At 65.9% G+C, this 16,672-nt stretch carries 17 protein-coding genes; 8 read left to right on the top strand and 9 right to left on the bottom strand.

What is annotated here, in order from left to right; genetic code table 11:
- Positions 1–187 precede the first annotated feature (187 nt).
- The 3 genes from CUR96_RS04645 to CUR96_RS04635 all read left to right on the top strand — a co-directional run bounded on the left by CUR96_RS04645 (position 188) and on the right by CUR96_RS04635 (position 2,553).
- Positions 188–988 (top strand): CPBP family intramembrane glutamic endopeptidase, encoded by an 801-nt coding sequence (locus CUR96_RS04645; RefSeq protein WP_102192097.1) that lies wholly within the window; start codon positions 188–190, stop codon positions 986–988.
- Positions 989–1,071: 83 nt separating this feature from the next.
- Positions 1,072–1,722, top strand: a complete 651-nt coding sequence (locus CUR96_RS04640) for a GNAT family N-acetyltransferase (protein WP_102192096.1) — start codon at positions 1,072–1,074, stop codon at positions 1,720–1,722.
- Between the two features lie 408 nt (positions 1,723–2,130).
- Positions 2,131–2,553 carry a hypothetical protein gene (locus CUR96_RS04635; protein ID WP_102192095.1) on the top strand — a complete coding sequence of 141 codons (423 nt, stop codon included), beginning with the start codon at positions 2,131–2,133 and terminating at the stop codon, positions 2,551–2,553.
- A gap of 357 nt (positions 2,554–2,910) precedes the next feature.
- Here CUR96_RS04635 and CUR96_RS04630 read toward each other — a convergent pair whose 3' ends face one another.
- Genes CUR96_RS04630 through CUR96_RS04615 form a run of 4 tightly spaced genes read right to left on the bottom strand, consistent with a single transcriptional unit; the run spans position 2,911 to position 7,219 of the window.
- The gene (locus CUR96_RS04630; protein ID WP_180968934.1) at positions 2,911–3,957 is read right to left on the bottom strand and encodes a serine hydrolase domain-containing protein; all 1,047 of its coding nucleotides are present in this window, start codon (positions 3,955–3,957) and stop codon (positions 2,911–2,913) included.
- 54 nt (positions 3,958–4,011) lie between these two features.
- Positions 4,012–6,369 (bottom strand): ATP-binding cassette domain-containing protein, encoded by a 2,358-nt coding sequence (locus CUR96_RS04625; protein WP_102192093.1) that lies wholly within the window; start codon positions 6,367–6,369, stop codon positions 4,012–4,014.
- 36 nt (positions 6,370–6,405) lie between these two features.
- Positions 6,406–6,816, bottom strand: coding sequence for a VOC family protein (locus tag CUR96_RS04620; RefSeq protein WP_102192092.1), 411 nt, complete (start codon positions 6,814–6,816; stop codon positions 6,406–6,408).
- Positions 6,817–6,820: 4 nt separating this feature from the next.
- Complete coding sequence (locus tag CUR96_RS04615) at positions 6,821–7,219, bottom strand: helix-turn-helix transcriptional regulator (RefSeq protein ID WP_102192274.1); 399 nt, start codon at positions 7,217–7,219, stop codon at positions 6,821–6,823.
- Positions 7,220–7,424: 205 nt separating this feature from the next.
- Here CUR96_RS04615 and CUR96_RS04610 point away from each other — a divergent pair, with 205 nt between their 5' ends.
- Positions 7,425–7,949: a DUF308 domain-containing protein gene (locus CUR96_RS04610; protein ID WP_245861081.1), complete on the top strand. Its 525-nt coding sequence runs from the start codon at positions 7,425–7,427 to the stop codon at positions 7,947–7,949.
- Between the two features lie 71 nt (positions 7,950–8,020).
- Here the strand turns inward: CUR96_RS04610 and CUR96_RS04605 are convergent, their stop codons facing one another.
- Positions 8,021–8,785, bottom strand: a complete 765-nt coding sequence (locus CUR96_RS04605; RefSeq protein WP_102192273.1) for an SDR family oxidoreductase — start codon at positions 8,783–8,785, stop codon at positions 8,021–8,023.
- A gap of 120 nt (positions 8,786–8,905) precedes the next feature.
- Here CUR96_RS04605 and CUR96_RS04600 point away from each other — a divergent pair, with 120 nt between their 5' ends.
- From CUR96_RS04600 to CUR96_RS04585, 4 genes are all read left to right on the top strand, one after another.
- Positions 8,906–9,379: an NfeD family protein gene (locus tag CUR96_RS04600; RefSeq protein ID WP_102192090.1), complete on the top strand. Its 474-nt coding sequence runs from the start codon at positions 8,906–8,908 to the stop codon at positions 9,377–9,379.
- A gap of 8 nt (positions 9,380–9,387) precedes the next feature.
- Positions 9,388–10,323 carry an SPFH domain-containing protein gene (locus CUR96_RS04595; protein WP_102192089.1) on the top strand — a complete coding sequence of 312 codons (936 nt, stop codon included), beginning with the start codon at positions 9,388–9,390 and terminating at the stop codon, positions 10,321–10,323.
- Positions 10,320–11,096, top strand: coding sequence for a glycerophosphodiester phosphodiesterase family protein (locus CUR96_RS04590; RefSeq protein ID WP_102192088.1), 777 nt, complete (start codon positions 10,320–10,322; stop codon positions 11,094–11,096). The genes CUR96_RS04595 and CUR96_RS04590 overlap by 4 nt, the downstream gene beginning before the upstream one ends.
- Before the next feature lie 118 nt (positions 11,097–11,214).
- On the top strand, positions 11,215–11,598 hold the full coding sequence (locus CUR96_RS04585; protein WP_102192087.1) for an RNA polymerase-binding protein RbpA: 384 nt from the start codon (positions 11,215–11,217) through the stop codon (positions 11,596–11,598).
- Here CUR96_RS04585 and lnt read toward each other — a convergent pair.
- The 4 genes from lnt to tatA form a co-directional block, all read right to left on the bottom strand.
- Positions 11,595–13,118: an apolipoprotein N-acyltransferase gene (gene lnt / locus CUR96_RS04580; protein ID WP_102192086.1), complete on the bottom strand. Its 1,524-nt coding sequence runs from the start codon at positions 13,116–13,118 to the stop codon at positions 11,595–11,597. The genes CUR96_RS04585 and lnt overlap by 4 nt on opposite strands.
- Before the next feature lie 10 nt (positions 13,119–13,128).
- Positions 13,129–15,600 carry a DEAD/DEAH box helicase gene (locus CUR96_RS04575; RefSeq protein WP_102192085.1) on the bottom strand — a complete coding sequence of 824 codons (2,472 nt, stop codon included), beginning with the start codon at positions 15,598–15,600 and terminating at the stop codon, positions 13,129–13,131.
- Positions 15,597–16,355, bottom strand: coding sequence for a twin-arginine translocase subunit TatC (tatC, locus tag CUR96_RS04570; RefSeq protein ID WP_102192084.1), 759 nt, complete (start codon positions 16,353–16,355; stop codon positions 15,597–15,599). The genes CUR96_RS04575 and tatC overlap by 4 nt, the downstream gene beginning before the upstream one ends.
- A gap of 63 nt (positions 16,356–16,418) precedes the next feature.
- Entirely contained in the window at positions 16,419–16,655 is a 237-nt protein-coding gene (gene tatA / locus CUR96_RS04565; protein WP_102192083.1) for a Sec-independent protein translocase subunit TatA, read from the bottom strand.
- Positions 16,656–16,672 lie beyond the last annotated feature (17 nt).

The following is a 16,672-nucleotide window of genomic DNA, read 5'->3' as shown; positions in this document are numbered from 1 at the left end:
CCGCCAGCCGTAGTATCACGCTGGAAGTGCCGTTGTCGTTCCGTCGAACCAGGGGAGTGGTCGCCTGCATTCGGGATATCCCGCACCGTCGCTCCGGTTTCCCGCGTTCCTGCAGGCATGAGACCTCGCTTAGAGTCCTAGACGCGCGAGGTCCGCGCGTCCGCCTCCGAGAGGAACCGAGGTCGCCATGACTGCGTCTTCCACGCGCACCCGTTCTGCCCGCTCGACGATCATCGATGTCGCATGGTTCTTCACGATCGCCATCCTGTTGTGTTTCGCGCTGTCGATTCCGATGGTGTTCCGGCTCGTCCCCACGGACTACGACAACCTGATCACTCCGCTGTTGCAACTGACGCCGCTGATCGCCGGAATCATCATGTGGCTTGTCCGACGACCAGGAACGTTCGGAAGGACCTTCGCCACACAGTGGCGCGGCACACCCAAATGGGCCACCATCGGCGTCGGCCTGATCGCCGCGATCGCGGCCATGCAGACAGGCGTCGCGTTGGCGTCGGGGATCTGGCCGCTCAATCCGTTCGACCAGATCGCCGCGGCCACGATGTGGATCGTTCCGGTCTTCCTCATGCAGTCGGTCTTCGCCATCGGGGAGGAATTCGGGTGGCGGGGCTGGCTCGCCACCCGCGCCCGCTCCTGGGGTTTCTGGCCTCTGGCCCTCGTCAGCGGCCTGGTCTGGATCGTCTGGCATCTGCCGGTGCTCGCCGTGATCGGCGATCGCCCGCTCTGGGACATCGTCATCTACTTCGCGGGAATGCTGCCCTGGGCGCCGCTGCTTCTCGCACTTCGCTGGCGGTCGGGGAGCGTCTGGCCCGCGGTTCTCGCGCACGGAGCAATCAACAGCGTCCGCGTGTATCTGCTGCAGTCCGTTCCCGATGCAACGGATCACCTGCTCATCGAGGTGATCGGCTGGGTGCTCACGCTGGCCGCTGCCGCGTGGTTGATGCGCTCTGGAAGGACAGGGATGGTCTGAGGCGTCAGACGGATACGTTTCGAATCGAGCGCGCCTCATCACACATGGCACGGCTCTCCTGCTGTCCGGGGTAGTGTCCCGGTATGCAACTGGAGGAGATCTGGCCGCTGTTCGGACTCGAGATCACGACACCACGACTGGTGCTGCGACCGGTCAGAGATGTCGATCTGCCAGGACTGGCGCAGGCAGCGCTGGACGGCGTGCACGATCCGGAACGCACCCCCTTCGGCGTCCCGTGGACGGACGCTGCTCCCGAGGATCTTCCTCGGAACCTCGCCTCGTTCCAGTGGAGCCTTCGAAACCGGGTCAGCCCACGCAATTGGGCGATTGCATTCGCCGTCCATTTCGAAGGTCGCGTGGTGGGATCGCAAGACCTTTCGGCGCATGACTTCGCCCATCGACGCACGGTGAACACCGGATCATGGCTCACAAGATCCGTGCACGGTCGGGGGATCGGCACCGAAATGCGTGCGGCGCTCCTGCTGTTCGCCTTCGACGTCCTCGGTGCGGATTGGGCCGAGTCCGGTGCCGCGAGTTGGAACGAAGCATCCCTGAAGGTCTCGAAGAAGCTCGGCTACGAGCTGAACGGTGTGACGCGCGTCGCTCCGCGCCCGGGGGAGTCGGTCGACGAGCAACGAGTGCGCCTCGAGGAGGCGTCTTTCGTTCGGCCACAATGGTCGATCACCGTCCGCGGCGCGGAACCGGTCCTTGACCAATTGGGGATAGCTCGGTAGCACCCGGTTGCAATCGCAGGGTACCCCGCTTCACGCACGTTGCTGAGGCGAAAGTGGTACGAGCCGGGGACCCCAGCTACGTACTGGGTGATGCCGGCAGCAGCAAGGGGCAGCACGATCAGCAGGAGGAGCGCGTCGATGAACGGGGCGAGATCGACGACATCGGCGAGATCAGGGCCGACGAACAGCGACAGGTACAACGGCAGAAGCAACATGTGTCCCAGCATCAGGATCGGCGCTGCAGCAAGCAGCCGTTCCTTCGCGCCTCCGGCCAGTCCGGTGAATACGATCAACCGCTGCAGCTGCCAACTGAGGGTCAGGGTATTTCTCCCTATTCCCTTCCTCGTCGCGTATCGGCCATGCTGTGTGGGGGAGCGCGCCGGCGCTCCGGATCACGGGAGGGAAACCATGAAGTCGATCCAGAAGCGACTGGGCGCCGGTCTTGGTGCCGCTGTGCTCGCGACGGGCCTGGCGGTCGCCGTACCTGCGACCGCCGACGCGGCAACGTACTCATCGTCCTGCAAGGGAACGTACGTTACGACGAAGAGAGTCACGAACGTCTCGGGAACCGTTCTCGGTCGGGTCGGTGTCTACAGAGACGGCAATTACATGTGCGCTGTGCTGGTGAAGGCAGGACCGGTGTACGGCGTACCCACCTTCACCGAGCTGAAACTGGATTCAGCCCACGACCACGGAGCGGACTCCGGCCGCTTCTCATATCAGACCGACGCCATCCGCGTGTACGCCCCGTACCACCAGATCCACCTGGGCGCGACCGTAGCCGGCAAGAACGGCGCCCTGAACTGGGTTGGCACCGACGTCCGGGGATAACCTGCCCGCTGGCGCGGGCGTCGCTCCCAAGCCGGTCAGGGTCCGCGCACGAGGTGCACCCGCGCAGCGATCGCCGCAAGGGCGCTTGGACTCATCCGTGCTCTCGGGCTCGGCGGGCTTCTCGCACGGCAGCGGAGCAATCTACCCGCCGAGAATACCTGTCAGAGCAGATCTGGCCTGACCAAGTTGGACACTTGTACCGCCTCAACGGTGAAAACCCGTCACCTCGCTACCGCAGCGACCCCAGTTCAAGGGACGGTTTTCGGATAGCGGGGAGTGTTACCCGATTCTTCACGTTTGCGAAAGCGCACATGGAGTGATTACTGAACTGACATAATGTGCATTATCGGGCAACGCTCATTCCTTGGCATAGAGATGCTCGCGGAGCACGCTCATGGCCTCTGACGCCGTGCTCGCGCCGGCGGTCATCTCCCGCCCGGCGACGAAGATCACATCGTCGAGATCGCCGTGGATGGACCACTCAGCCGAGAACACGTCGTTCCCACCGTCGTGCCAGTAGAAACGGCCGAGCTCCGGAACGTCCTGGACGACAAGGCCGTAACCATAGAAGCTCGTGCCCTCCGGGTCTTCGGCCACGTGAGGATGCAGGAGCCGTTCGAGCGAGGTCGAAGACAGGATGTCCCCGCCGGTCACCGCCTGCAGGAACCTGACGAACGTCTCGGCTGTCGTGACCAGGCCGCCGTTGCCGATGAGGTGCCACGACGCGTCATGGCCGCCCCAGCTCGCGTCGAAGATGCTGTCACCGTGTGCTGAACGAAGCGAGAGAGCGTCGTCATACGAGCCCCAGTAGCCGATGCCGTGCAGGCCGGCGGGCGCCAGCACTTCGTCACGGAGGTACTCGCCGTACGATCGGCCGCTGCGGATCTCCAGGATGGCAGCCAGGACCGAGTATCCGACGTTCGAGTAGCCGTAGCGCGCACCTGGGGCGTCGACGAGTGGCGACGCGAATGCTCGCCGGAGAAGTTCGTCGCGAGTGATCTCCTCCGGGTCGTCGCCAACCGCCTCGGTGAACCCGCTGGTGTGCGTGAGGAGCTGCTCGACCGTGATCCCCGCCTTGTCCGCGGGAACCTCGGGAAACACGTCCGCAAGAGTCTCATCGAGACGGACCGCAGACTGATCGACGAGCTTCGAAACCGCCACCGCCGTCACGGTCTTGGTGATCGATCCCATGTCCACGAGTGACTTCTCGGGCGCGATGCCGTCATCCCTGAACGCTCCGAACTCTCGGACGACTGCAGGTCCTCCGTCGTGAGAGAACGCCACGACCACGGGCATCGCGTCCTTCTCGAGGACTTCGAAAGCTGCGGCGAGCCGCTCGTCCATCGTCGACGGCTGCGTCGCGTCGGGTCCGCGTTGACCGGCGCAGCCGATGATCGAAAGCACGACTACGACAGTGGACAGGCTGCACAGCAGTCGACGCATGACTCGACGTCTCCCCTATGCCCCGACGTACTCCGCCAGGTGCTCCCCCGTCAGCGTCGACCTGTCCGCCACCAGTTCGGCCGGCGTTCCCTCGAACACGACGCGTCCGCCGTCGTGCCCGGCGCCCGGCCCGATGTCGATGATCCAGTCGGCGTGCGCCATGACGGCCTGGTGGTGCTCGATGACGATCACCGTCTTTCCGGAGTCGACGAGGTGATCCAGCAGCCCGAGGATCTTCGCCACGTCCGCGAGATGGAGACCCGTCGTCGGCTCGTCGAGCACGTAGACGTCCCCCTTCTCCCCCATCTGGATGGCCAGTTTGATGCGCTGACGCTCCCCGCCGGAGAGCGTCGACAAGGGCTGCCCGAGCGAGAGATAACCGAGCCCGACATCCTCGAGCCGTCCGAGGATCGCTGCGGCGGCGGGGATCTTCGCCTCGCCCTCGGAGAAGAAGCCGCGCGCCTCCGACACCGGTAGATCCAGGACCTGGGTGATGTCGCGACCGGCGAGCTTGTACTCGAGCACGCTCGCCTGGAAGCGCTTGCCGCCGCAGTCCTCACAGGGGGTCTCGATCGTGTCCATGAACCCGAGCTCGGTGATGATGACGCCCGCACCCTTGCAGCTCGGGCAGGCGCCCTCCGAGTTCGCGCTGAACAGAGCCGGCTTCACGCCGTTCGCCTTCGCGAAAGCCTTGCGGATCGGCTCGAGCAGGCCGGTGTACGTGGCGGGATTGCTGCGCCGCGAACCCTTGATCGCACCCTGATCGATCGAGACGACGCCCTCGCGCTTGGAGACGGAGCCGTGGATGAGTGAGCTCTTCCCTGAGCCCGCCACTCCGGTCACGACCGTCAGCACGCCCAGCGGGATGTCGACATCGACGTCCTGGAGATTGTTCGCCGTCGCGCCGCGAACCTCGATCGCACCGTCGCCGGTGCGGACCTCCGTCTTGATCGCCGCGCGGTCGTCGAGATGCTCTCCGGTGAGAGTGCCGCTCGCCTTGAGACCCGCGACATCGCCCTCGTAGCAGATGGTGCCGCCGCGGCTGCCCGCGCCCGGTCCAAGATCGACGACGTGATCCCCGATCGCGATGGTCTCCGGCTTGTGCTCGACGACCAGCACGGTGTTGCCCTTGTCGCGCAGCTTCAGCAGCAGCGAGTTCATCCGCTGGATGTCGTGCGGATGCAGCCCGATCGTCGGTTCGTCGAAGACGTAGGTGATGTCGGTCAGGGAGGAACCGAGGTGGCGGAGCATCTTGATGCGCTGGGCCTCTCCCCCGGACAGTGTGCCCGAGGGCCGATCCAGGCTGAGGTATCCGAGCCCGAGGGTCACGAAGGCGTCGAGGTTCGCGCTCAGAGCATTCAGCAGCGGCGCCGCCTCAGGAAGCTTCAGGCCCCGCACCCAACCGGCCAGGTCGGTCACCTGCATGCGACAGGCATCCGCGATGCTCACGCCGTCGATCTTCGATGAGCGCGCTCCCTCAGTCAGACGCGTCCCCTCGCATTCCGGGCACACCGCGAACGTCGCGACGCGCTGCACGAAAGCGCGGATGTGCGGCTGCAACGCATCGATGTCCTTCGACAGCATCGCTTTCGTGATCTTCGGGATCAGGCCCTCATAGGTCATGTTGATCCCCGAGATCTTGACCTTGGTGACCTCGCCGTACAGGAACAGGTGGCGCTGCTTCTCGGTGAACTCCGCGATCGGCTTGTCGGCAGGGTAGAAACCGGACGCGGAGAAGCCCTTCACCATCCAACCGTCAGCCGTGTATCCGGGCACCATGATGGCTCCATCATCCAGAGACTTCGTCTCGTCGACGATCTGAGCCAGGTCGAGGTCGGAGACCGCTCCCCTGCCCTCGCACCGCGGACACATCCCGCCGAGATAGATCGCATCCTTGACGATCTTCTTCTCGCCACCCGGGCCGGTCATCACTCCGCTCGCCTTCTGAGTGGGGATGTTGAAGGAGAAAGCGGTCGGTCCCCCGATGTACGGCCTTCCGAGCTTGCTGAACAGGATCCGCAGCATGGCGTTCGCATCGGTCACCGTGCCGACCGTCGAGCGCGGGTTGGCGCCGAGGCGTTCCTGATCGACGATGATGGCCGTCGTCAGGCCCTCCAGCACGTCGACGTCAGGGCGCGGCACCGACGGCATGAACCCCTGCACGAACGCGCTGTACGTCTCGTCGATCATGCGACGCGACTCCGCGGCGATGGTGTCGAAGACCAGTGAACTCTTCCCCGACCCGGAGACGCCGGTGAACACGGTGAGCCGCCGCTTCGGGATGTCGACGCTGACGTCCTTCAGATTGTTCTCCCGCGCGCCCTGCACGCGGATCAGGTCGTGGGTGTCGGCGGCGTGGGCGTCAGAGATCATCAGCGTCCTTCGGATTCGAGAGTGGCGGCTTGTGGATCAGGCTGCCTGATTGATACGGAGCAGGTTGCCCGCCGGGTCACGGAATGCGCAGTCACGAACACCATAGGGCTGATCCATCGGCTCCTGCACGACGTCTGCCCCCTTCTCCACGAGTCGTTCGAACAGGGCGTCCAGATCGTCGCTCGCCAGGGTCAACGCCGCGTAGCTCCCCTTCGCGATGAGCTTGAGGATCGTCTGACGCTCTGCATCGGTGATCCCGGGGTCGGTCGCCGGCGGATGAAGGACGATCGAGGTGCCGGGCTGCCCCTCTGGACCGACGGTCAGCCAGCGGAGGCCGTCGTAGCCGACGTCGTTGCGCACCTCGAAGCCGAGGGCGTCTCGATAGAAGGCGAGCGCCGCGTCGGCGTCGGTGTGCGGGAGGAACGCGTAGTGAATGCTGATGTTCATGAGTTCAGGTTATGTTCGCGTCGGTGCGGGGTGCTTCTTGATTCCTGATCGGTCGGATGACGTGCTTGGCCTGGAACGTCGGAATTCCCTCGACATTGGCAGCGCGTTCACGGTACACGCTGGGTGAGACACCGACCAGCTCCGTGAATCTGGTGCTGAAGGTGCCGAGCGAGGAGCATCCGACTTCGAAGCACACGTCCGTGACGCTCCGGTCGCCTCGACGCAGCAGTGCCATCGCTCGCTCGATGCGACGGGTCATGAGGTAGGAGTAGGGCGACTCTCCATAGGCCTCGCGGAACTTGCGGCTGAGGTGCCCGGCCGACATATGCACGCCCTTCGCAAGCGCCTCGACGTCGAGCGGACGTGCGTAGTCCCGGTCGATGCGATCGCGAACCTTCCGCATCACCACGAGTTCGCGGAGTCGGGCATCATCGACGGGCGTCACGGAACGATCCTGCCACGCGGATGCTCCGGCGCATACGACGTGCGCCGCAGGACGAGACCACTCCCCTGTTCGGAACCTGATCGGCGCTACGCTGGGGCCATCCTCACAGGATCCTCTCAGAAAGGGCCCCAGAATGTCTGAATCAGTCACTGAAACGCGGTCGGTGCTCAGGTCGATCCGGATCACGCTCGCGATCTCCGGGGTGCTGGCACTCCTCGCCGGCCTCGTGCTCCTCATCTGGCCGATCAAGTCGGCGGTGATCATCACCGGCATCTTCGCCTCGTACCTGATCATCGCCGGCCTGGTCTACATCGGCATCGGCATCTTCTCCGGCAACAAGGGCTGGGCCCGCATCGGGCACTTCGTGCTCGGACTGCTCTATATCGTCGCCGGCGTCATCGCGTTCACGAATCTGGCTGCGGCGGCCGCGAGCCTCGCGATCATCGTCGTGGTCTTCATCGGCATCAGCTGGATCGTCGACGGCGTCGTCTCGCTGACGCTGCTCGGTCAGGACGGATCCCGCATCTGGACGCTCCTCTACGCGATCCTCAGCGTCCTCGCCGGCGTCGCCGTCCTGACACTCGGGTTCGCCGCCGTGCCGTTCTTCTGGCTCCTCCTCGCTGCCTCCCTGATTGCGCTGGGCATCGTCCAGATCGTCCGGGCGTTCACTCTCGGAAAATCGGTCTGACGACACCCCTCAACAGGATCGGCCCCGTTCTGCATCTCCGCAGGACGGGGCCGATCCTGTTGCCTGTCCGCTCACTCGGCGGCGAATGCGCTCACATCGCCGACAAGGCGCGTGTTGTCGGCCGGGACCGGATCGACAGCGGCGCGCGCGATCTCTGCGGCGAACTCGGAGACGTTGTAGAGCTTGCCGGCCGACTCGCGCCGCTCGGCGATCGCCCCGGGGTTCGCGCGCTCCAGAAGAGTGGCCGTGATGGTGCCCTCGATCATGTCGCCGGAGACGACGGTGAACCCGATGCCCTTCTCGGCGAGCTGCGGGATCAGTTCTCGCAGGGCGTCCTCGCCGGCGCGCTTGGAGAGTGCGACCGGCTCGTACTCCGGCATGGTCGGCGTCGTGCGGATGAAGTGGGCCTGGTGACTGGTCACGAAGACGACCCGCGTTCCCTCGCCGAGCAGAGGCAGCGCCGCGTTCAGCACGTTCAGCTGAGCGTCGCGATTGAGGGTGAGTGCGTAGTCCTCGGCCATGCCGGACTCCATGCCACCGGATGCGTTGAGGACGAGGATGTCGAGGCTCCCGAACTCCTCTCGCACTGCGTCGAACATGCCGGCGACGGATGCGGGATCCGTGAGGTCGGCACCAGCGGTGAGCACGCGCCGCCCGAGAGCGCGCAGCTCGCCGGCGAGCTTCTCGGCGCGCGGCGCCTTGTTGCGGAAGTTGATGACGACATCGGCACCGGCCTCGGCGAGGTATCGCGCCGTGTCGGCGCCGATCCCCCGCGAAGAGCCGGTGACAAGAGCGACCTTGCCGTCGAGAGAACCTGCGGGAAGAACGTCGGTCACGGTGACTCCTTGTGATGCGTGAGACGCCGCGATCACGCGGCATCCACACACTATCAATCCCTGCTTCAGACACCCGATCCGGGCTTGGGCGCGTGATAGGTTGACCGCAAAGGAGGGCGCATGGACAACTTCTCGACATTCGTTCAGTTCATCGACCAGTGGGCGTGGATCGGCTGGCTCGTTCTGATCGCAGCTTTCCTGGTGATCGAGATGCTCACCCTCGACTTCACGTTCCTGATGCTGAGCTTCGGCAGTGCAATCGGCCTCGTGACCGATCTCGTCGGGCTTCCCGTGTGGGTGCAGGTGATCATCGCCGCCGCGGCCGCCGCGGGCTTCATACTCTTCCTGCGTCCCCCCTTGCTCAAGCGTCTTCGCCGCGGCGAGGATCCGACCAAGTCGAACGTCGACGCACTCATCGACCTCCGCGGTATCGCGTTGCACGAGATCACCCAGGTCTCCGGACAGGTCAAGCTGAGCAACGGCGACACTTGGACCGCACGCACTGCCGTCGCCGTACCCATCCCGCAGGGCGCGACGATCGCGATCACCGCCGTCAGCGGCGCAACCGCCATCGTCCGTCCCGTCAACGACTAGGAGAACCTGTGGACGACTCATCGTTCATCCCCGCCGCGATCGGCTGGATCCTCACGATCGCCGTGATCATCTTCGCGGTCGTCACTCTCGCGCGATCGATCCGGATCATCCCGCAGGCGACGGCCGGCGTCGTGGAGCGGCTCGGCCGGTACCACAAGACACTCATGCCGGGTCTGAACATCCTGGTCCCGTTCATCGACCGGCTCCGCCCGCTGATCGACATGCGCGAGCAGGTCGTCTCGTTCCCGCCGCAGCCGGTGATCACCGAGGACAACCTCGTGGTCTCCATCGACACCGTCGTGTACTTCCAGGTGACCGATGCCCGGGCCGCGACATACGAGATCGCCAACTACCTCGGTGCCGTCGAGCAGCTGACGACCACCACACTCCGCAACGTCGTCGGTGGGCTCAACCTCGAAGAGGCGCTCACCAGCCGCGACAACATCAACGGCCAGCTGCGCGTCGTCCTCGATGAGGCCACGGGCAAGTGGGGCATCCGAGTCGGCCGTGTGGAGCTCAAGGCGATCGACCCGCCCATCTCCATCCAGGACTCGATGGAGAAGCAGATGCGCGCCGAGCGCGACCGCCGCGCCGCGATCCTGACGGCCGAGGGAACAAAGCAGTCCGCGATCCTCGAGGCGGAGGGCGCACGTCAGGCGGAGATCCTCCGGGCCGAAGGTGACAAGCAGGCAGCGGTCCTCCGTGCACAGGGTGAGGCGGAGGCGATCCAGAACGTCTTCACCGCGATCCACCAGGGCGCGCCCGACGACAAGCTGCTCGCGTACCAGTACCTGCAGATGCTGCCGAAGATCAGCGAGGGACAGTCGAACAAGCTGTGGATCATCCCGAGCGAACTCACCGAGGCGCTCAAGGGCATCGGCACCGCCTTCACACCGCGCCCCGGATCCGGCGAGCCGCCGGCCAGCACTCCTCCGGGCGTGTGACGCACCCTTATTTCGGCAAGACACGGCATCCCCGAGTCCTCGCCCATCGTGGTCTGGTGACCGCGGCGGGCGGGGACTCAGGCGTCTGGGAGAACACCGCCGCGGCGTTCGCGGCCGCTCACGCGGCGGGTGCCGAGTACATCGAGACCGACTGCCGGGTCACAGCGGACGGCGATGTGGTGCTGTTCCACGATGAGACGCTCGCACGTCTCGCAGGCGATCCGCGGAGGGTCGATGAGGTGGGAACCGGCGAACTCACCCGGCTCTTCTCGGACCACGGCGGCCTGCTGACCGTCGCTGATGCGCTCGACTCGTTCCCGACGGCACGGTTCAACATCGACGTGAAGACCGCGGCCGCTGTGGACCCGCTCGGACCGATCCTCGCCGACCACACCCACCGGGTCCTGGTCACGAGCTTCTCCGATGCGCGCCGTCGAGCCACCGTCGCCGCCGTCCTGCGTGCCGGTGCTTCCATGCGTCCGGCCACTTCGGCGGGAAGCGGCACCATAGCCGCGCTGCGCGGGCTCTCATCGATCAGGGTCTCGCCCGCGCGCCTCCTCCGGGATATCGACGCGCTGCAGATTCCGGATCGACGCGGAGTGCTCCGCGTGCTCACACCGGCGCTTCTGCGTGTCGCGCATCGCCATGGTGTCGAGGTCCACCTCTGGACCGTCAACGATCCGGCCGAGATGCGACGGCTCATCCGGCTCGGTGCGGACGGCATCGTGTCGGATCGGGCGGACGTCGCGCTGAAGGCGCTCGAAGCGATCTAGAACCCCCCTCGTCTCCTGGGCGCTGAGATTCGACTGTGAATCCAGCGGAATGATCCCTGACGTGGATGAAGCGCACAGCCTGAGGCGTTATACCTGACAACGACGAGAGGACCACACAATGGCAGATCGCAGCCTGCGCGGCATCCGACTCGGCGCCCAGAGCCTACAGAGCGAAGAGGGCGTCGTTTTCATGGAACGCCGCGAGACCATTTACACCTGTGACGAGTGCGGACACGTCACCAACCTGATGTTCTCGGCCGAGGCCGAGCCGCCCCAGACCTGGGAGTGCCGCTCATGCGGTGCCGACGCACGTCTGAACATCGACGGACAGGCCGTGACCCTCGAGGTCACCGACGAGAAGGCCGCTCGCACGCACTGGGACATGCTCATGGAGCGTCGTACGCGCGCCGAACTCGAGGAACTGCTCGAGGAGCGCCTCGCGTTCATCCGTGCCCGCCGCGGTGCCGGTGAGGACCCGACCAGGGAGAAGATCGGCGCCTAACGCCGACGAGCGCGCCACCCGCTGAGGACGAGCGCGCCCAGTCCGCCCCACATCAGCAGTTGCTGAATCCAGGGGCCCAGCAGCACACCAGCCGTGAGGCCGGTGCGGAGTTCGACGTCTTCGAGCATCGCGCCGGCCTCATCTGCGTCCAGGGAGTCCACGGTCGTCCCGTCCGGGCGGATGATCTGGCTGGTGCCGACTGTCGAGATGTTCACGACGGACCGCCCGGTCTCGATGGCCCGCATCCGTGCGATCGAGAGTTGCTGCAGGTTCTCGTCCGTGCCGCGGAAATCGGCATTGTTCGTCTGGAAGACGAGCACCTGAGCACCCGCGTTCACGCCGGCAGTGATGACGTCGTCGTAGATCACGTCGAAGCAGATCGCGAGACCGATCTTCACGGAATCCACTTCCACGACCGGCGCGTTCGTGCCCGGCGTGTACTCACGCTGGAGAAGTCCGATCAGATCAGGGGCGAGGGCTGCGTAGAACGGACGATCAGGCACGTACTCGCCGAACGGAACCGGGTGCCGCTTGTCGTGCAGCTGAGCCGCCGAACCATCTCGGGTCCAGAGCAGTGATGTGTTGAAGTAGCGCTCGTCACGTGCCGTCGCCGCGTTGACGAGCAGCGGTGCATCCAGCCTCGTCGCCAGGAGGGTCAGTCGACGGGCCAGGGTCGGGTCCTCCGCCGGATCGCCGTCGAGCGAACCCTCCGGCCACACGACCAGGTCGACGTGTTCACCGACGAGCGGCGCCGTCGCCTCGGCCTGCGCCTGGATGACGGAGTACGGCTCACGGGCATCGAAATACCCGGTCGGGCCGTTGCCCTGCACGGCGCCGATCCGCAGCGAGCCCGACGGTGTCGTCGGGAACAGCGGCGTCAGCACCATCGCCAGGACGAGGGCCGCCGGGAGGGCGAGTCGCACGGGTCGCTGCCAGGCGCGCACGCGGATCAGCTCGATGACCATCGCAACGAGCAGGATCATCAGGAAGCTCACGCCGCTCACCCCGATCCAGGATGAGAGCGGGGCCAGCGGACTCACGGTCTGGCTCATCCCGATGCGCGCCCAGGGGAATCCCCCGTACGGCCACGTGCCGACGAAGAGTTCGCGTCCGACCCACAGGGCCGCGACGACGACGGGAAGCCCCAGAAGGCGTCCTGTCGTCCCGGGGAAGGCGCGCGGCAGCCAGCGATACGCCAGAGCGATGGGGATGATGGCGACGGCCGTCAGCGCGCCTTCGACGACGCTGAGCGCCGCCCATGGGACGGGGCCGAGATAGCGCGATGTCCAGGACACCAGCAGGGCGAAGAACACGATCCCGTAGACCGCGCCGACGAGCAGAGCTCCGCCGGCACGGCGACCGATCAGCGCGAGCAGCAGCAGGGCCGCCGCAGGGAACGCGAGGACCCACGCGGCCACGTCCGGATAGGCGAGATCCATCAATCCACCGGCCGCAGCCGCCGCGATGACGGCGGCCCACAAAGGCAGGAGCGGCCTCAGGCTCGCTGGAGTGTCCGGCATCCGGCTGTCCTCACATCGACGAGTAGGCCACGATGCCGCGGCGTACTCCGTCGAGCGCAGCGCGAGCAGTCCGGGCGAGAGCAGCGTCCTCGGCGACGATCGAGAGCTGATCCAGCAGATCGATCGTCTGCTTCGCCCACCGCACGAAATCGCCCGCGGCCATGTCGGCGTCGATGAGCACCCGGTCGAGCAGCGCACCACGGGCCCAGCTGTGCATCGCACCCGCGAGCCCGGCGGCCAGGGGTTCGCTCCCCGGCAGGTGATGATCCTTCTCGAGGTCGTCCAGTTGCGCCCACAGCGTCGACGTCTTCTCGTACGCCGCACGGAAGGCGCCTCGAGGAAGCCCCCGCTCCCCCGAGTTCGCCTCGTCGCGTCGGGGTTCGTAGACCAGGCAGCACGCCATCGCCGCGAGCGACGGCGCATCCAGCCCGGCCCACAGGCCCTGGCGGAGAGATTCGGCGACGAGCAGATCGCGCTCACCGTAGATGCGGCGCATCGTGCGCCCGGCATCCGTCAGGGCCGTCTCGGCGCCGGTCCCGGTGACGTAGTCGAGGGTGTCGAGCACCTCGACGACGCGATCGAAGACACGTGCGACCGTGCCGGTCCTCGTCTCGATCTGCCGTCGGATGCGGTCGTTCTGCCGTTTGAGCTTCCAGTACCGCTCGGCCCAGCGTGCGTGCGCCTCGCGATCGGGACAGTTGTGGCATCCGTGCCGCTGCATACGCGTGCGCAGAGTCTGGACGCGCTTCACCCGCTTCTCACGCTCGGCACGCGAGCCATGCGATTCCTGACGGTTCTTCTTCTCCAGATCGCTGAGTTCGCGGCGGATCGCGGCGTACTCCAGGAAGTCCCCGTGCTCGCACTCCATGGACTTCCGGTACCCGGCGAGCGACTCCTCCGCCTCGCGCACCTGCCTCGCCAGGCCCACCACGGCGCGATCGGCCTGGAACTGCGCGAACGAGGACTCGAGGATCTGCCTGGCCCTGGTCTTGCCGAACAGGTCGATCAGGTTCACTGCCATGTTGTACGTGGGCCGGAAGCTGGAATTCAGCGGGTAGGTGCGCCTGGATGCGAGGGCGGCGACCGCCTGCGGATCCATGCCCTCGGTCCACTGCACGACGGCATGCCCCTCGACGTCGATGCCGCGACGTCCGGCGCGTCCGGTGAGCTGCGTGTACTCCCCCGACGTGATCGCGACACGCGCCTCGCCGTTGAACTTCTCCATCTTCTCGAGGACCACGGTGCGCGCCGGCATGTTGATTCCCAGCGCGAGCGTCTCGGTGGCGAAGACGACCTTGACGAGTTTGAGGCGGAAGAGCTCCTCGACGACTTCCTTGAAAGCCGGGAGAAGTCCGGCATGGTGGGCCGCGACGCCGCGTTCGAGGTTGTCCAGCCAGTCCCAGTACCCGAGGACTCCGAGGTCCTCCTCCTGCAGCGCACGCGTGCGCTCCTCGACGATGGCGCGGATCTCCGCGCGCTCCTCGACACTCGTCAATCGGATGCCGGAGCGGCGCACCTGCTGGACGGCGGCATCGCAGCCGACGCGACTGAAGATGAAGAAGATCGCGGGCAGCAGATTCGCCCGCTCGAGCAGCCGCACGACATCGGGGCGGTCGACTCGCTCGATCCGCCGCACGTTGGCCGCGCGAGCCGGCTTGTGGCCTCCGCGTGGTCGCTGCGCCTGCCGGCCCGCGTGCCGGTCGCTGCGGTACGCCTGCGCCTCGCGGTTGCTGTCGTACCACGATCCGGTGAACGAGCGGATGCGCATCAGCTCCTGGTTCACCTGGGCTGTCGCGACACCGGCACGGTCGTCGAAGAGCGGGAGCAGGTCGTCGCGGACGAGCACGTGCTGCTCCAGCGGCACCGGCCTGATCTCGGAGACGATCACCTCGGTGTCGCCGCGGACCGTATCGAGCCAGTCGCCGAACTCCTCGGCGTTGGAGACGGTGGCGCTGAGGGACACGAGCCGCACCTGCTGCGGCAGATGGATGATGACCTCTTCCCACACCGCGCCGCGGAAGCGGTCGGCGAGGTAGTGGACCTCGTCCATCACGACATATCGCAGATCACGGAGGGCGGCGGAGTCCGCGTAGATCATGTTCCGCAGCACCTCGGTGGTCATCACCACGATGCGGGCGTTGCCGTTGATGTTGGTGTCACCGGTGAGAAGACCCACCTGGTCGGCACCGTACACCTCGACGAGCTCGCGGAACTTCTGGTTCGACAGCGCCTTCATCGGCGTGGTGTAGAAGGCCTTGTCGCTCGGCGTCTGCATCGCGAGATGGATCGCGAACTCGCCGACGATGGTCTTGCCCGCGCCGGTCGGAGCCGCGACCAGAACGCTGTGGCCGCGTTCCAGCGCGTGGCACCCTTCGACCTGGAACGGGTCCAGCTCGAAGCGCTGACCGGCCGCGAAGGCGGTGGTCTGCGGATGATCGGCAGCGTCCCGCGCGGCGGAATACCGCTCGGACGGTGAACTCATGGGGTGTCCGGGAGGAGCCCGGCAGCCGCATTGCGCTTGTTCTTGCGCCGATCGAAGAGCAAGGAGAGACCGGCAGCGGCGAAGTACAGGACGATGAGGATGCCGGCGAGCATCAGCATGCTCACCACGTCGGCGGCCGGTGTCGCGAGCGCGGCGAAGACCGTCGCGATGATGATGGCGATCCGCCATCCCTTGAGGATCGCGCGTCCTGACATGATGCCCGCGAAGTTCAGCGCCACCAGGAAGACCGGGAGCACGAACGAGACGCCGATCACGATCATCAGCTTGAAGACGAAGTCGTAGTACTCCTGCGCATAGTAGAAGTTCGTCGCGCCGTCGGGCGTGAAGCCCCACATCAGCTCGATGACGTGCGGCATGATCACGACGCCCAGGTAGCAACCGGCGAAGAAGAGCGGCACGGCGGCGGCCACGAAGCCGACGGTGTACTGGATCTCCTTGCGGGTGAGTCCTGGCATGATGAACGCCCAGACCTGCCAGAGCCAGATCGGCGCCGAGAGGAACAGCCCGATCGAGAACGCGATGCGCATTCGCATGTCGAACGCCGACGTGATCGTGCCGAAGTTGAGGGCGCTGAAATCATCACCGCGCTTCTCGGTGATGATGCGGATGGGCTCGGTGATGAAATGGATGATCGGGTCGGCGACGATGAACGCGATCACCATGCCGACGAGCAGCGCGAGCGCTGCCCACATCAGACGCTTGCGCAACTCGACGAGGTGCGCGCCGAGCGACATCCTCCGGTCGCGGTGGGGCGTCTTACCTGTGCCCGCGGTGGATTCTGAGACTTCCACGGGCGGTCAGGCGCGCGGCGGAGTCTCAGGCTCGGAACCGGGGTCCTTGACCGTGCTCTGCTCTGCGGAGGTGGACTCGGCGCGGGCGCCGTCCTCTTCCTTCATCGCCTTCATCTCGCCCTTGAACACGCGAGCCGACTGTCCCATGCTCTTCGCAAGTGCCGGAAGCTTCGCCGCTCCGAACAACAGAAGGATCACAGCGAGGACGATCAGCAGATGCCAGCCTTGCATTCCAGCGAACATTTCTTCTTCCCGTCTTA

This window comes from Microbacterium aurantiacum (assembly GCF_002872075.1).
Lineage (GTDB): Bacteria > Actinomycetota > Actinomycetes > Actinomycetales > Microbacteriaceae > Microbacterium > Microbacterium aurantiacum_A.
Note: the sequence above shows the minus strand (reverse complement) of the source record. Positions and strands in the feature narration are given on the sequence as shown.

Coding starts and splice junctions, on each gene's coding strand:
- CUR96_RS04615 (WP_102192274.1), bottom strand. CDS start 7,219: ATGCGGAAGGTTCGCGATCGCATCGACCGGGACTACGCACGTCCGCTC.
- CUR96_RS04640 (WP_102192096.1), top strand. CDS start 1,072: ATGCAACTGGAGGAGATCTGGCCGCTGTTCGGACTCGAGATCACGACA.
- CUR96_RS04620 (WP_102192092.1), bottom strand. CDS start 6,816: ATGAACATCAGCATTCACTACGCGTTCCTCCCGCACACCGACGCCGAC.
- CUR96_RS04645 (WP_102192097.1), top strand. CDS start 188: ATGACTGCGTCTTCCACGCGCACCCGTTCTGCCCGCTCGACGATCATC.
- CUR96_RS04625 (WP_102192093.1), bottom strand. CDS start 6,369: ATGATCTCTGACGCCCACGCCGCCGACACCCACGACCTGATCCGCGTG.
- tatA (WP_102192083.1), bottom strand. CDS start 16,655: ATGTTCGCTGGAATGCAAGGCTGGCATCTGCTGATCGTCCTCGCTGTG.
- lnt (WP_102192086.1), bottom strand. CDS start 13,118: ATGCCGGACACTCCAGCGAGCCTGAGGCCGCTCCTGCCTTTGTGGGCC.
- CUR96_RS04635 (WP_102192095.1), top strand. CDS start 2,131: ATGAAGTCGATCCAGAAGCGACTGGGCGCCGGTCTTGGTGCCGCTGTG.
- CUR96_RS04585 (WP_102192087.1), top strand. CDS start 11,215: ATGGCAGATCGCAGCCTGCGCGGCATCCGACTCGGCGCCCAGAGCCTA.
- CUR96_RS04600 (WP_102192090.1), top strand. CDS start 8,906: ATGGACAACTTCTCGACATTCGTTCAGTTCATCGACCAGTGGGCGTGG.
- CUR96_RS04575 (WP_102192085.1), bottom strand. CDS start 15,600: ATGAGTTCACCGTCCGAGCGGTATTCCGCCGCGCGGGACGCTGCCGAT.
- tatC (WP_102192084.1), bottom strand. CDS start 16,355: ATGTCGCTCGGCGCGCACCTCGTCGAGTTGCGCAAGCGTCTGATGTGG.